This is a genomic window from Granulicella sibirica, from assembly GCF_004115155.1.
In the GTDB taxonomy this organism is placed as follows: Bacteria; Acidobacteriota; Terriglobia; order Terriglobales; family Acidobacteriaceae; genus Edaphobacter; species Edaphobacter sibiricus.
Genome location: NZ_RDSM01000004.1, coordinates 265,525 through 280,090 on the forward strand (window position 1 = coordinate 265,525; position 14,566 = coordinate 280,090).

Below are 14,566 nucleotides of genomic sequence, written 5' to 3' on the forward strand. Positions count from 1 at the left end.
GCTCTCATTGACAAGACTGTGGCGAGCGAATGCGTTAGTTATCTGTCCGGCAAGTTGCTTCTATGACATCTCAGCTCCACGATCGTAAGCAATATCGACCAAGTATTGGCTTTTCTCGACATCAAGGAGGACTTCGAATTTGCCGCGTTCGTGATGGGGCCCCCTCAGTGTCCATGCCAGTCAAGCGCGTATATCTCCTGGGTTCCAACATCTCGCAGCACCAAAGGGTCGCCATCGGGCGTCAACGAAAATGCGATACCTGCGAGCCGTCCTGCGAGTCCAATACCCTTCAGACTGGCAACCTCCTTGACCTGCCGGTCGCTTAGGCGGACTCGCATAATGGCCGGGTCGTCTCCCTGCCGCACGAAGAACAAATACAAACCATCCCTCGACCACGTTGGAAAGCCACCGCCGGTCGCGATCTGCTCCCATTTCCGGCTCTTGAAGTCGTAAAGCATCAGGTCGCGCCCATTCGCTCCCCATGCTGCGGCGTGAGTTCCGTCTGGCGACCACGCACCCGCGAACATTCCCTTAGAACCCGGCAGAGTTTCTACTGTCTGGGTCTTGACGTTTAGAACATGAATGCCGATTACTGATGGGTCCGGCACGAAAAACGGGAAATCACTGTACATCAGGGACATTCCGTCGGGAGACCAGTTGGTCGACATCTGATTCCCGCCTGCAGGCTGGGCCGGTCTTGCCTCCCCGCCCTCGCCGGAGATCACATAAGCCTGCGGCTTTTGACCGCCCTTATATCCGTAGAAGACGATCTGGTTAGCGTCTGGCGACCAGAATGGAACCATCACCTGCAACGGAGGAGATGTCAACTGGAGCCGATCACTACCATCCGTCCGGCAACGCCAAAGCGAGCCGCCCGGAAAGTCCACATAGGCGAGCCATTCTCCGTCCCGCGAGATGTCGATAAAGTCGGCTGAAATACCACGCAGAGGTGGGGATCCATAAGGCACAAACTGCTTCGTTCGGGAATCGAAGCGTTCCATTTCACTTCGCAACTGCTGGCCGATAACGAACAGCTTCCTTCCATCAGGACTTAGCACGGGAGCCAGAGAGCTGAGCTGGCCGCCGGTCAGTTGCACGGGTTCATTCACGTCTTTGTCGACCCACTTCATTGCGCTGGGTAACAGGCTCGGTTGAGACGGCATCGACCAGATCTCTGACCGGCCAAGTCGCCTCGTTTGGAAGACAAAATCCCTCCCATCGGGAGTCCAGCTTCCGCAACATACGTCCATTGGGCCGTCCTTGGAGTTCCATCCCTTCAGCAACCTGCGCAAGCCGTGTCCGTCGGCCCCTATCTCCCACAGCGCAAGCGAAGCAGAACGCAGGTCGAAGACCGATAACCTGATCAGCTTTCCGTCGGGTGACCACCGAGGCATCCACCCCGGCCCAGACAAAGTAGATATCTTCTTCGCCCCGGTTCCGTCCCCGTTCGCCACGTAGAGGTCAGCTCCCTGTAGATAGGCCAGCAATTCCCCATTTGGTGACCAGGATGCGTCGCGCCCTTTGACACCATTCAGCTGCCGCGCCGCACCACCAGGCACTGAAAGTGCCCACAGCGTCGAAAACGGTGACGGGTTGACGCCGTCCGAAACCAGCATCTCCGATCGGCTTCGCGCCAGATCCAGAAGTTGCGGTTGACTGATACCCAAAGGGATTCTGGCTGTTTCTCCGCCATGAACCGATACCTCAGCCAACTGTAGGGCGTCGGTCGAACCTTCAGTGAAGTAGACGTTCACCCCATCGGTAAACAAGGCGGCATCGGGGCCACCCTCTGCAATCATGTGTCCGCGTTTCACCAGGCCATCATGGGTGATCTGAACATAGCCTGACATCATCGGCCGAGAAAGTGCGACTCGCCATGTCCACAGACCAAGAAGCAAGAGAGCTATGCAAACACATGCCGCCAGACCCGTAACCAGGCGGTAGATTCGACTTCGAGACTGCGTCGGCGAGGATGCCTCAATCTCTCGATCGGCAAAAGCGCCTTCGGCCGCAAGCGTTGGCTGGAATCCTTGCGAAGAAATGCCCAGTCTATCCAAATCGACCACCGGAACCGCGAGTCGGTAGCCGCGCTTTGGAAGCGTTTGAATGTAGTCTCCGCCGCTTGAAGTTTTCCCCAACTCCTTTCGCAGGAGAGAGATATTTTGAGTTAAGTTTCCCTCCTCAACAAAGGTCTCGGGCCAAACTAGTTTCATCAGCGTCTGCTTACTAACCATTTCCCCATGGCGCTCCACCAACACGGCAAGTATAGAGATGGCCTTGGGTGGCAATCCGACCAGCCGATTGTCACGAGACAAAGTGCCCTGCTCTGGATCGAGCTCAAAGTCGCCAAAACCGTATAAACATCGATTTAGCAAGGCATTCACTCCCTTGAGAAAAAACTGAGGATTTCTTGAGCGTTCGCGTGAGGACTAAGCGCACCTCTCTCTCTTAATGTAGCTCCTGTTCAGAACAGGCAGTTTGACGCATCCCGGAATGTCCGGAGATTGGAGCCGCCGCATGACACCCACCGCACTCGCCAAGGATGCGCTCGACCCGGGTCGCCGGTCGTCGTTTCCCGAATCTTCGCTTGTGGAAACAGTAGATAACAAATCGGAGACCCTAGCCGAAATTCTCTCCCGTAAGCGTCGCGACCACCGCTTCTTTTTAGTCCTGGCGACGCTCGCCGCCATCACGATCTTCTCGGGATTTTCAGCGACCTACTACCTCAAGCCACTCCGAGGTCTCGTACCTCGTCCGGCAAGCTCGCAGCTGCCGATGGTGATCCATTTGCACGGAGCAGTCTTCACTCTCTACGTTCTTTTTTACCTCTTCCAGACCGCGCTAATCTCGCGAGGCCAACGTGCTCTGCACATGACGCTGGGGTGGGTTTCGATCGCACTGATTCCCGCGATGGTGGTACTGGGAACGATGGCGGCATTCCGGGGTGCCAGCGTGGGCCACATGCAGAACTGGCCCGACCTCGAATCTGCAGCCATGGTGAACGTGATGTCAGTATTTGTATTTGCAGTTATCGCCCGTCGGTATCTTGGTGCGAAAAAAGCCCGAAGCCCACAAACGGCTCATGTCTCTCTCCTTCATGACGCTTCTGCCGCCCGCCCTTGCTCGTCCGACACTGGCATCGCTCCTGGGACCTGCGGGAGTGGTTGCTGCCATCTTCGCCTTCATTCTCGCAGGATCAGTCTATGACCTGGTCACGCGCCGCCGCATTCATCCCGCATATATCTTGGGCGTCATATTTTTCATCATTGCCGGCCCACCTGTCCGCCTGGCAATTGGCGCCACACCTGCCTGGCACCACTTTGTTCACTGGGCAATCCGTCAGTGAAACCGGGGATTGCCAAACATTGAGATCGACCATAATCATCCACCTTCACAGCTCGCAGTCAAATTGGCCGGGCACCATTAGCCTCACTTTGCAGAAAGGCGCCTCAATATGAAATTTCTTTCCAGCCGTTTGTTACTGATGTTGAGACTCAAGAACACAGCACCGTTTGTCCACGTCCCGTCATTCGCGATTATCTTGATGACACTCGCAAGCAATGTGGTTTCCATCTGTGCTTTCGGCCAGATCGCGCCGCTATTGCCAGAAGTCCGGGAAGGCGACTACGTCACTAAAGATTTCCACTTCAAAGACGGGGAAGTCCTGCCGGAGCTTCGGATACACTACCGCCTGCTCGGACAGCCTCACCGCAACCCGAACGGGCATGTAGACAATGCCGTGCTTCTGCTGCATATGACAGGCCCGGATGGTGCGGTCTTTCTAAGTCCGCCGTTTGGTGGCGTGCTGTTCGTCCCGGGCGGCGTGCTCGACGCCTCAAAATATTTCCTCATTCTTCCCGACGGCATTGGGCACGGCAAGTCTTCGAAACCAAGCGATGGCCTGCATAGCCACTTTCCAAAATATGACTACGATGACATGGTCGCCGCCGAGCACATGCTTGTGACCGATGGCCTCCAAGTCGACCATCTGCGGCTCATCTTGGGAGCGTCAATGGGATGCATGCACACCTGGATGTGGGGAGAGAACTACCCTGGAGCAGCTGATGCTCTGGCCGCGCTCGCCTGTATGCCAGCTCAGATAGCCGGAAAAAATCGGGCGTGGCGCTACATGATCATCAAGGCCATTACAGATGATCCGGGCTATATGCAAGGCGATTATAAAACGGAGCCTGCATCGTTGCGGACTGCCGCAGACCTAATGGTGATGCTGGACATCACTCCCTTGAAAGTGCTCAAACAGTGCCAGAGCCGAGACGCCGCCGACAAGTGTACCGAAGACTACTGGTCTTGGGCAGCGAAAAACTTTGATGCAAACGACCTACTTTACGCCATCAATGCGTCGAGAAACTACGATCCATCGGCAGATCTCGAGAAGATACATGTTCCATTGACCGCCATCGATTCTGCCGATGACGCTCTCTACCCACCTGACGTGAATGTGTTGCCCACGCAGATCAAACGCGTTCAGAAAGGAAAGTTCGTAATGCTGCCGGCCTCCAGATTCACAAGAGGCGAGGGTACCGACATGTTGGCCGCACTGTGGTCGAACTACCTGGCAGAGTTACTCGATCGTTCCCAGCCTTAGAGCGGGGAGAGAAGTCGCGGGCAGTTTCTCAACTAGCCATGTATTGGTCTGCGGCATGGTTAGATTCATGAGCAGAAAAGATGCTTCATGGCCACGACACTCAATTAGCAACGCCAGAGTTGCAAATACTGAGTTATTGGAACAGCTGATCTGACCGAAATGGCAGGGAAGACGTTCACAAGGCGCTACTTGTTCAACTGGTGATGTCAGATCAATGCACGTTTACAACCCGAAAACGGCTCGAAACGCGCATCGGCGATTTCGCGCCTGTTTAGGCGCTCAGGTGTCCGATGTCGTATTTTTACTATCTCGTCAGTCTTTGCCGCACTTAGTCTCATGAACAAGGCGAGAGTGATGAGCACAGTACTTCAGCAGACGACAACGGACTCGAAGACAAAGAGCTCCGTGGGGCGTTGGTTTTTCACCGGCATGTCGTTGGCGATGCTCACAGTGGCCGTCGCGGCGTTCATACCATCGATTGCACATCCCGCTGGACGTCGCGCGCCGGTGTCGCTGCTCGTCGCCACACATGGAGCGGTGTTCTTTGCGTGGCTGTTGATCTTTCTCGTCCAGAGCAGGTTGGTTGCGACCCAGCATATTGCATGGCACCGAAGGCTAGGAGTGGCCTCGATCTTCGTCTTCGCACTGATGGTTCCGTTGGCCTACGCAACGACGATCGCGATGGTTCGGCGCGGCATCGATCTGAGCGGCGATCTTAGCCTCTCGATTGGCAATGATGTAGTGCACCAGGCAGCGTTCCCGCTTTTCAACACGCTGATTTTCGCCGTGCTGGTCATCATGGCTGTGGCGTACCGGGGCAGGCCGGAGATTCATAAGCGGCTGATGCTCTTCGCCAATATCGAATTGATGCCGGCTCCACTGGCGCACTTCATCGGGCACTCTCCAGTGCTCGCACCGTTGCCCGGGGTCATTGTCATGATCCCTATTTCGATCTTCGTGTTTGCTGCCGTTGGGAGGGATCTCCTTGTAGCGCGGAGAATTCATCCGCTTACCTGGGGGTTGGCGATCCTTCGGATGGTGTCGGGATTTTTCGAGGCCGGACCAATTGGTTCGAGCGTGGTCTGGCACCACCTGCTGGGCTGGCTCGCTAGATAGATAATGATTCGTCAGCGGCAGAGCAAAGGAGGGATAACAATCACTCATGGTCACCACTTCTTTTCGGTCATCCCGGGCGGTGCGGCAGATGTCCTTAGTTGCAAGGTGGTATTACACTGGCATGGCAATCGTAATGCTTGCGATCTCGATCGTCGGTTTCATGCCGTCGATTGTGCATCCAGGTGGACGACGTGCGCCGCTTACGCTGCTGGCGGCGGCCCATGGGATGGTTTTCTTCGCATGGATTCTGCTCTTTCTGGTTCAGAGTCTGTTGGTGGCTTTCCAGCGGGTCGGCTGGCATCGAAGGCTGGGACTTACCTCCGTCTTTCTTCTCGCGTTGATCATCCCCTTGTCGTACGCGACCACTGTCGACATGGTGAGGCGAGGCTTTGACCTGAGCGGCGATCAGCGCGTCGACTCTCAGTCGCAACTGAAAGGAGAGCTGGACGCCCCTAATGCATCGGTCTTCAATTTCTTTGGATTGCTAGCCTTTGTCATGCTGGCGATCGCAGCGATCTGTTATCGGAGCAGGCCAGAGATTCACAAGCGCTTGATGCTATTCGCAAACATCGAGCTTATGGGGCCCCCGATCACTCATCTTATCGGTCACTTCTCTCGACTAGCGCTCACGCCACCCATGGTCCTGGTCCCATTCGCTTTGTTCTTGCTGACAGGAGTAGCCAGAGATTACTTGGTCGACAAGAGGATCCATCCACTGACTACCGGGCTGGCCATTGGAATGTTTGCGAGCTTTCCGCTTCAAGGAGTAGTCATCGGTCCGAGTGCGGCCTGGCACAACTTCGTAGCATGGCTCGCCCGTTGAAGACCGTTTACTCGCCCCGATAATCCTTTGGGTGACATACGGTGAACTCTCTGCCACAATAGTCGGCAAGCGTCCCTCCTGCTTGTCTATCGCAAGAGTTAGGATGAGGGCTGGGAAGGATCGGCCCATGCTCCAGAGCTTCTGCAAGCCGGCACCGGGGTTGCAACAATTTGTCCGCTTCTACACGCAGCGGCAGATGAGGATTGACGGTCCCGGGGTCGTTCACCCAGTGACCGCGCGTGCGGTCCCCATGCTTGAGTTCGAACTGGGTGAGCCAATCAACGCTTTTTATCATGAGGAGCGTTCTCTAAAGAAAAGCCCGGAAGTGACTCTCGTCGGCCCACAGACACATCGCCGAGTCGATCTCCTGCTTCGCGGGGCTCTTGAACATTTCGTGATCATGTTTCAGCCAGATGGTCTCTCCCGTCTGTTCTCGGTACCCATGGGGGAACTAACCGACGAGGACTTCGACGGCCATGCGGTTCTTGGAACGGCTATTTCAGAGGTCTATCAACGCCTGGGCGATTGCAAAACGTTTGAGGAGCGGGTGAGTTTCGTCGACGCTTTCCTGCTGCGCCGCGCGCTCACTTCGTCAAGCCACGATGCAATCTCGGTCGCGGCAAATCGAATTCTTTTGCGTGGAGGACGAGTAGCGGTCACAGATCTGGCGGACCGCGCTGGGTTGAGCACCCGCCAGTTTCAGCGGAGATTTATGCAACAGGTGGGGATGCGTCCCAAACTCTTTGGCCGGATTGCGAGGTTCGAGGCGGCGCTCGACGGCAAGGCGCGCTTCGCGGCGAAATCCTGGACAGACGTGGCGCACCAATTCGGGTACCACGATCAGATGCACATGGTTCACGACTTTGGAGAGTTCACCGGTGAGACACCCACGAAGACACTGAGTCAACTAAAGGCGGTGTTCTCGGGACGTCTGCTGACAGCCCGATCGACGGAAACTTCTGAGACAGATGACGGAGATCCCCGGGTGTTCTTCTAGTAGGAAAGTTATTCCGCGTTTTTGCCTTGAAGATAATCGACAAGGACGTAAGTCATTGCGCGCATGGCCAGTGGGATCGATGAATCGTCGGCGACAAAGTTCTTTGCATGGTTGATGCCAGAGATCGTTCCCGGCTTCTGGGTCCCGAACGAAAAGAAGAATCCAGGGACAACCTTCCCAAACTCTGCAAAGTCGTCCGCCGCCATGACCGGTGATGCGAGCATGACTTCCGACTCCCCGGCCGCTCGTTTGAGCGAGGATAAGCTTCTCTTTGTGAGCCCGAGATCGTTGATCAGTGCCGGGCACCGGTCATAGAACTTCATCTCCGCCGAGCCGCCATTGCCTTGGGCAATGCTTTGGACGACCTCTCCCATCCGACGCTCGATCCTTTCATCTACTTTGTCGTCAAACGTTCGGATGGTTCCGCTAAGAGTGGCCAGGTCTGGAGTGATATTGACGCGCACCCCGCTGTGAATGGTCGATACGCTTAGAACTGCCACATCGCTGGGCGCTATGTTCCGAGTGCGAATCGTTTGCAGTTCCATCACGGCTTCCGCCGCCATCACGACCGGGTCAATCGACTCCTGCGGGAATGCCGCATGTGCCTGTTTGCCATGAAAGGAAATTTGGAAGTTGCTGTCCGATGCGGCAGCGGCACCAAGCCAATAGTGCACTTGTCCGACATCCACAGTTCCAAGCGCATGCATTCCAAAGACTGCCTCCGGCTTGAGTTTTCGGAAGAGACCTTCTTTCAGCATCAACGCGGCCCCACCTTCTTCGCCCGTGGGAGGACCCTCCTCCGCAGGTTGAAAGACGAATATGACCGTCCCTCGAAGCTGATTTCGCATGGAGGCGAGTACGCTGGCCACGCCAAGAATCGCGGCGATGTGAACATCGTGACCACACGCGTGAGCGACACCTACATCCTGATCGTTGTAAGTCGTACGAACCGTAGACTTGAAGGGCAGAGAGCTCTCTTCCGTAACCGGCAGCGCATCGAGCTCCGACCTTACCGCGATCACCGGCCCTGGCTTTGCGCCCTTCAGGACTCCTACCACCCCGGTATGCGCAATGCCCGTCTGCACGTCCAACCCAAGCGCACGAAGCCGTTCGGCGACGAGCTTCGAAGTCTCAAATTCGCGGTTCGATAGCTCCGGATGCTGATGTACTTGATGCCGGAGCTCAATCATCGCCGTTGTGTCGCGATCGATCGCGGCATTGATCTCAGTATCCGTGATCGGGCCGTCGCTTCTAACTAGCGCTTCAGCATTGCAGAGAATGGAACACGTTACTGCGAGGAGAAGAAATGCGAAATGCGTTTTGAGCATGGATGATCTCTCTTTCATTGCTGCCAGGTCTCTGGGGAAGGCTCCAAGCCCATCGCTGTATAAAGAGGCTCAGTCGGTGCCCGTCTGCATGCGAAATCGGTCATGGTTTCGTTGCGCCAGCGGACGGAAAGACTTGAGTCTCTCCGGGAACGGCAGGCAGTCCCTCTACGTTATGCGAATCCACTTCTTCTGCCAGCCATACGCTTCCACTCTTTTTCAGTAGAAATGTGACAACCATGTCGCTTACCGGTGGCGCTGGGGGAGGCTCCAGGGAGGGGTTTTGCCAGGCTGCCTGCAAGATCACAAGTTCAGGTGTGAGCGAACGTTGATGAAGGATGCGGAACGGTGGAAACTGGTAATCCTTGAACGACTGCTTGAGCAGCCTTTCGATTTGTATCTTGAGGGAGGCCCGGTCGCGGAAGAATCTACCGGTGCGATTCACGGTGGCGCAATCCTCGGCCTGCAGGCGGAAAAAGGCTTCTGGATCGTGGGCGTTCATTGCCGCCACAAAGGCTTTGAGAAAGGTCTGCACACCATTGTCAACATCCTGTGTCACGGGAGCTGTCTCCGCGGTTGCGGAAACTGGCGTAGCCACAACGGCGTTGCGCATCGAGATCTGCTTGCCGGCAGACTTGTCCTGCGCCGAAGACAGTCCCACGGAGAGGCCAACGATCATCGATAGCACAAGCGCTCCAATCGATCGTGAGCGCCACTGTGCGGGATTGAGGGGAGATGCTTTTCCGGTTTGAGGAAGTAAATTAAAACTAGGCGTCGAATTCATGGGAGCCTCGCGGAGCTGCTTAGGCGACTTCGCCACTTACTACTACCCGTTCCAAGGGAAACGTCCATGATTTCTTCCCGAACGGCAAGCAAACTCACCGTAAATTCTTTCGTTAACGCGAAACTTGTTGAAAAGAAACGCCCTTGGATAAACCTGTAAACTGGCCCCGCGGGCTGGTATGTGCCTATAGCCACTTCAGGAGAGAACGAATGGAGACGCCGAGGGGCACGGTTTATCGATTTGGGTCGTTCGAAGTGGATACGTCTACCGGCGAGCTACTGAAACAGGGCAGTCCGGTGAACATTCAGGAGCAGCCGTTTCGCTTGCTGATCGTCCTTCTGGAGAGCTGCGGCGAAGTGGTCACGCGGTCGGAGATCCAGACCCGGATCTGGGAAGGAGACACTTTCGTCGATTTCGACAGCAGCTTGCGGGTGGCGATGGGAAAACTACGCAAGGCCCTTGGAGATGACGCGGCGAATCCCCGATATATTGAGACGATTCCCAAGCGAGGCTACCGTTTCCTCGGTCCGGCGATTCAATCGACAACCCAACCAGATAAGGCCGTCCAGTCGATTCCGATGCTGGAGTCAAGCCTCGCTGAGGAGCCATCCCGGTCCAGCCGATTCGGACGATGGGCCATTGGCTTGATGAGTATTTTGTTGTTCGTAGTCGGCGCAGCCTCGTCCTTGTTCGTCTTTCGCAGCAAGAAGCTCCTCACCGAAAAAGACACGGTTGTGCTTGCCGACTTCACAAATAGGACGAGCGATCCTGTATTCGACGAGACACTTCAGCAAGGCTTGACGATCGAGCTGGAGCAGTCGCCGTTCCTCAGCATCGTTTCTGAAGGACGCATCCGACATACGCTTCGGCTGATGGGTCGTCCTGAGGACGCACGGCTTACGCAGGAGGTCGCTCGTGAGGTTTGCGAACGGACGGGGAGCGCCGCAGCTCTGGATGGATCTATCGCGAGTATCGGCAGCCAGTACGTGCTGGTACTACGAGGCCGATCCTGCGCTACGGGAGACGTACTTGACGAAGAGCAGGCGCAAGCGACCAGAAAAGAAGATGTACTGAACGTACTGAGCAGCATTTCGAGTAAGTTCCGGGTCCACCTCGGGGAATCGCTTGCAACGGTCCAGCAACATGATGCGCCGCTCGCAGAAGCCACGACGCCTTCACTCGAAGCGCTGAGAGCCTATTCTGCGGGCTTAAAGATTGCCGAGACATCGGGCGGCACAGCAGCTGTGCCCTTCCTCAAGCGCGCCTTGGAGATCGATCCCAAGTTCGCCATGGCGGACTCCCTTCTTGGGCGAGTGTACGGAGACCTGGGAGAGTCGGAACTCTCTGCCGAGAGTTCCGCCAAAGCTTACGAGCTGCGCGATCGCTCGAGTGACGAAGAGCGGTATTGGATCGATGCCTCTTACGAGAAGCAAGTGACGGGCAATCTGGATAAGGCTGGGCAAATCTGTGAATTATGGATACAGACTTATCCCCGCGCATTGGCTCCACATGGTTTTTTATCGGGGAACATCTCGCTGGTTCGAGGCGACTACCAGAAGGCGATACAAGAAGCGAAGGTTGCCCTCGCGATGGACCCGGACTTCGGAGTCGGATACAGCAACCTCGTCGTCAGCGATCTTGCGCTTGGCCGGACGGACGAAGCGATGAAGATGCTTCAGCAGGCCGCGGAACATAGGGTGGAGATGCCCGACTTCATCATCCAGCGTTACATGATCGCTTTCCTTAATGGAGACAAAGCTGACATGGATCGAGAAGTCGCTGAGGCGCAAGGCAAGCCTGCGGCGGAAGAGTGGATGGCCAACTCCGAAGGGTATGTTCTGGCGTATTCGGGTCGACTGCAAGAGGGAAGAAAGATGTCAGGTCGGGCCGAAGAACTCGCGCTCGGAGCAGATCAGAAAGAAACAGTGGCTCTCTACAAAACGGAGGCTGCATCACGCGAGGCACTCTTCGGCAATGTCGCAGTGGCGAGACAGGAAGCTCTGTCGGCGTTGCGCCTCTCTCGGAGCCGCGATGTGGAGTATGGGGCGGCCTTCGCATTGGCGCTTTCAGGCGAATCGCGTCAGATTCAAAGTGTCGTGGACGAACTTTCAGTACGTTTCCCTCAAGATACAAAGGTTAGATTTGCCTATGGACCAACGCTTCGCGCGCTGCTTGCGTTGAACCACAACAACCCTTCCAAAGCGATCGAATTACTCGACGCCGCCATTCCTTATGAAGACGGAGTACGTGCTACCGGTTCAGAATTGCTAATTGGAGCGGGCACGTTGCATCCGGTATACGTGAGAGGTTTGGCCTACCTCGTGAAGCATCAAGGGAGCGACGCGGCTCGCGAGTTTCAGAAGATTCTCGATCATCCCGGCATCGTGTTGAGCGAGCCGATAGGTGCTGTTGCCCGCCTGCAACTGGCACGGGCGTATGACTTAGCCGGTGATAGAGAAAAGGCGCGATCGGCCTACAGGGACTTTCTCGTCCTCTCAAAAAGCGAGAATACCGACGTCCCCCTCCTAAGAGGCGCAAGATCTGAATATTTGAAACACCATTAGCCGCCGTGCCCACATGTTTTCATGTTGATCTGCCAAAGCTCCTGTGATCGACATCCAGCGATTGAGAGCCAGTTATTCGACTGGCGCTACCAGGCCGATGCATTCATCGAGGATCAGACGACTCTTCGTGCAGCTCTAAAACGAAGCTCTTCCACATTTAGCTCTCCTACCTCGAGGTCGCGAAAGTAAACTCTGTAGAACCCTGGTGTGGTTAGCTCCAGTGCAAGTTCTTCGAAGCGGAATACTTCGCTGATGAAAATTCTGGTCTTGTGCCAGCTGATGTCGCCGCTGTTATTCACTTTTCGCAGAAGCAGCCCTTTGGGGTACGTGAACTCCGACAATTTGCGTGGCAGTCGGACAGAACTGGGGTGATAGAGACTGGCCGGAACTGCGTTCTTCAGGCCCTCATGTGGGCGCTCGTTATTGAAGACGTAGCGAAAATTATCGAAGCGGCTCTGCTGTGCACGAAGAGATGACGCAGGCGGTTTCGTCGTGTCCTCCTTCAGCGTGCGATGCATGCGCTCGTGACGACCGTTCTGTTGCGGTCGGCCTGCCTGAATACGCTCATGCACGATCCCGAGCTTCATCCAGCCGAGCGCAAGCTTCGAAAGTCCCATAAGCCCTGTGCCCGCAAACGGCGCGCCGTTGTCGGTCCTGATTCGAGCTGGCATTCCGTACTCTCGCATAGCTGCTTCACAGATCGCTCGAACGTGGCTAAGGTCGATGCGCGAGACGATCTGGCAACGAATCAAATAACGGCTATAGGCATCGGTTATCGTAAACGGATCGCATCGCTTGCCGTCGCCCGTTACGAAGTAGCCCTTGAAATCCATACACCACAGTTGATTGTGGTCCCGTGACCATTGAGAACGGCTCTGAGCAAGGCGTGATGCGTTTTCTTTTTTTCTGCGGACTCGTCAAGCCCGCGCGGCTCAGGATGTTCCCGAACGTGCTAGCTGCAGGCCATACCAGTTCTGGCTGTAACATTTCAAGCCTTGCCTTGAGTTTGCGTGCGCCCCAAGACGGATGCTTGGCACGGAGCACGAGAATAGCGTTCTCCATCGGCTCAAGGGTTGCGTGCGAGCAGGTGTGCGGCCGGCGACTGCGATCCACGAGTCCTTCTGGTCCGGTCTCGTTGTAACGGTTGATCCAGCGGTAGGCCGTTGGACGTGAGATTCCATACGCGCGACACAGGTCCGCCACTGACATCTCTTCCTTCTGATAACTCGCTAAAAACTGCAAACGTTGATCCAAGATACAACTCTCTTTCCAGGGCATACACCATCGTCGTGTGTCACCCAAACGGCGCGTGTCCGTTAGCGTCGCGCTTCGCTGTAAACCATGTCTCCGGTCTATTTCGTAACGCGAGTGCTAAGTACGCTCAGGGGCTCTGCCCCGATCGCGCGGCGCAAGGGGTATCCCCAGTCTTCCGCGCTGCGCTTGTGCAGACCTTCGCTGCGCTCGTCCTTTCCATTCCAGCTTCGCCTCCATTTCAAGGATGGGAGACACCCCTCCCCTTGCGCCTTGCTACCCCCGCCTTCGCCAGGTGGCGTTCGGCATGTACATGCCGCGTTTCAACGCGGACGTGCAGAAGCCAAACCCCAAGGAGAAGCCACCATGAGCACCACAGCAACCACCATCGACAGCAAGAAGCCCACCACCAAGCAGGAAATCATCACCGCCAACATCAAGCTCCTCATTGAGCAGTTAGAGGCAGGACATTCCGACGCCCTCACCAACTACCTCACCGCCATGAGCCGTTTTCATAATTACAGCTTTGGGAACGTGTTGGAGATCGCCCGGCAGATGCCGACCGCTACCCGCGTTGCAGGGTTCTGGACGTGGAAGAACCTTGGTCGCGGCGTCAATGCGGGAGCCAAAGGCATTCGCATCCTTGCCCCTATCGTCGGTGTTCGCCGCAAGAAGGACGAGGAAGCGGAGAAAGACATCACGAAACAGAACACCCGCGCCCTGCTTGGGTTTCGAAATGCCTACGTCTTCGATATCTCGCAAACCAACGGTGTAGACCTTCCCGAGTTGCACGAGGTTTCAGGCGACCCCGGCGAGAGCATCGACCGTCTTGCAACGTTCCTCAGAGGCAAGGGCATTCAGATTGTCTATAACCCGAAGATTGCTCCGGCAATGGGCGTCAGCTACGGCGGACGTATCGCTATCCTTCCCGGTCAGTCCAAGGCCGAGGAGTTCTCCACGCTCGTACACGAAGCGGCGCACTTATGTTGTGTTCGCAGTTATGTTGTGTAGCGGCTGCGAGGGGCCGTCTTCATTGGGCTTGCCGATTCTGGACGCAACATAACGAGATGAAGGTGGCGATACTGGGCGGATTGATTTCA

9 protein-coding genes and 3 pseudogenes are annotated in these 14,566 nt (G+C 55.9%); 8 read left to right on the forward strand and 4 right to left on the reverse strand.

Annotation, left to right across the window (positions count from 1 at the left end; genetic code table 11):
• Positions 1-164 precede the first annotated feature (164 nt).
• On the reverse strand, positions 165-2,384 hold the full coding sequence (locus GRAN_RS22625) for a winged helix-turn-helix domain-containing protein (RefSeq protein WP_128915331.1): 2,220 nt from the start codon (positions 2,382-2,384) through the stop codon (positions 165-167).
• A gap of 133 nt (positions 2,385-2,517) precedes the next feature.
• Here GRAN_RS22625 and GRAN_RS22630 point away from each other — a divergent pair, with 133 nt between their 5' ends.
• The 5 genes from GRAN_RS22630 (at position 2,518) to GRAN_RS22650 (ending at position 7,542) form a co-directional block, all read left to right on the forward strand.
• Positions 2,518-3,207, forward strand: a complete 690-nt coding sequence (locus GRAN_RS22630; protein ID WP_128915332.1) for a hypothetical protein — start codon at positions 2,518-2,520, stop codon at positions 3,205-3,207.
• A gap of 247 nt (positions 3,208-3,454) precedes the next feature.
• Positions 3,455-4,606, forward strand: coding sequence for an alpha/beta fold hydrolase (locus tag GRAN_RS22635; protein WP_128915333.1), 1,152 nt, complete (start codon positions 3,455-3,457; stop codon positions 4,604-4,606).
• Between the two features lie 354 nt (positions 4,607-4,960).
• Positions 4,961-5,722 (forward strand): hypothetical protein, encoded by a 762-nt coding sequence (locus tag GRAN_RS22640; protein ID WP_128915334.1) that lies wholly within the window; start codon positions 4,961-4,963, stop codon positions 5,720-5,722.
• A gap of 46 nt (positions 5,723-5,768) precedes the next feature.
• Positions 5,769-6,545, forward strand: a complete 777-nt coding sequence (locus GRAN_RS22645; protein WP_128915335.1) for a hypothetical protein — start codon at positions 5,769-5,771, stop codon at positions 6,543-6,545.
• 127 nt (positions 6,546-6,672) lie between these two features.
• Positions 6,673-7,542 carry a helix-turn-helix domain-containing protein gene (locus GRAN_RS22650; RefSeq protein WP_260734915.1) on the forward strand — a complete coding sequence of 290 codons (870 nt, stop codon included), beginning with the start codon at positions 6,673-6,675 and terminating at the stop codon, positions 7,540-7,542.
• A gap of 8 nt (positions 7,543-7,550) precedes the next feature.
• Here GRAN_RS22650 and GRAN_RS22655 read toward each other — a convergent pair whose 3' ends face one another.
• Both GRAN_RS22655 and GRAN_RS22660 read right to left on the reverse strand, forming a co-directional pair.
• The gene (locus GRAN_RS22655; protein ID WP_128915337.1) at positions 7,551-8,888 is read right to left on the reverse strand and encodes an amidohydrolase; all 1,338 of its coding nucleotides are present in this window, start codon (positions 8,886-8,888) and stop codon (positions 7,551-7,553) included.
• A gap of 82 nt (positions 8,889-8,970) precedes the next feature.
• Entirely contained in the window at positions 8,971-9,426 is a 456-nt protein-coding gene (locus GRAN_RS22660) for a Cif family virulence factor (RefSeq protein ID WP_161571119.1), read from the reverse strand.
• Positions 9,427-9,860: 434 nt separating this feature from the next.
• On the opposite strand from GRAN_RS22660, the pseudogene GRAN_RS26490 reads away from it, so the two are divergent.
• Positions 9,861-10,160 (forward strand): annotated as a pseudogene (locus tag GRAN_RS26490) (winged helix-turn-helix domain-containing protein); the annotation flags it as partial.
• A gap of 288 nt (positions 10,161-10,448) precedes the next feature.
• Positions 10,449-12,215, forward strand: a complete 1,767-nt coding sequence (locus GRAN_RS22665; protein ID WP_241655107.1) for a tetratricopeptide repeat protein — start codon at positions 10,449-10,451, stop codon at positions 12,213-12,215.
• Between the two features lie 113 nt (positions 12,216-12,328).
• On the opposite strand, the pseudogene GRAN_RS27150 reads toward GRAN_RS22665, so the two are convergent.
• A pseudogene (locus tag GRAN_RS27150) lies at positions 12,329-13,493 on the reverse strand (IS481 family transposase).
• A gap of 339 nt (positions 13,494-13,832) precedes the next feature.
• On the opposite strand from GRAN_RS27150, the pseudogene GRAN_RS22675 reads away from it, so the two are divergent.
• Positions 13,833-14,447, forward strand: a pseudogene (locus tag GRAN_RS22675) (ArdC family protein); the annotation flags it as partial.
• Positions 14,448-14,566: the final 119 nt, after the last annotated feature.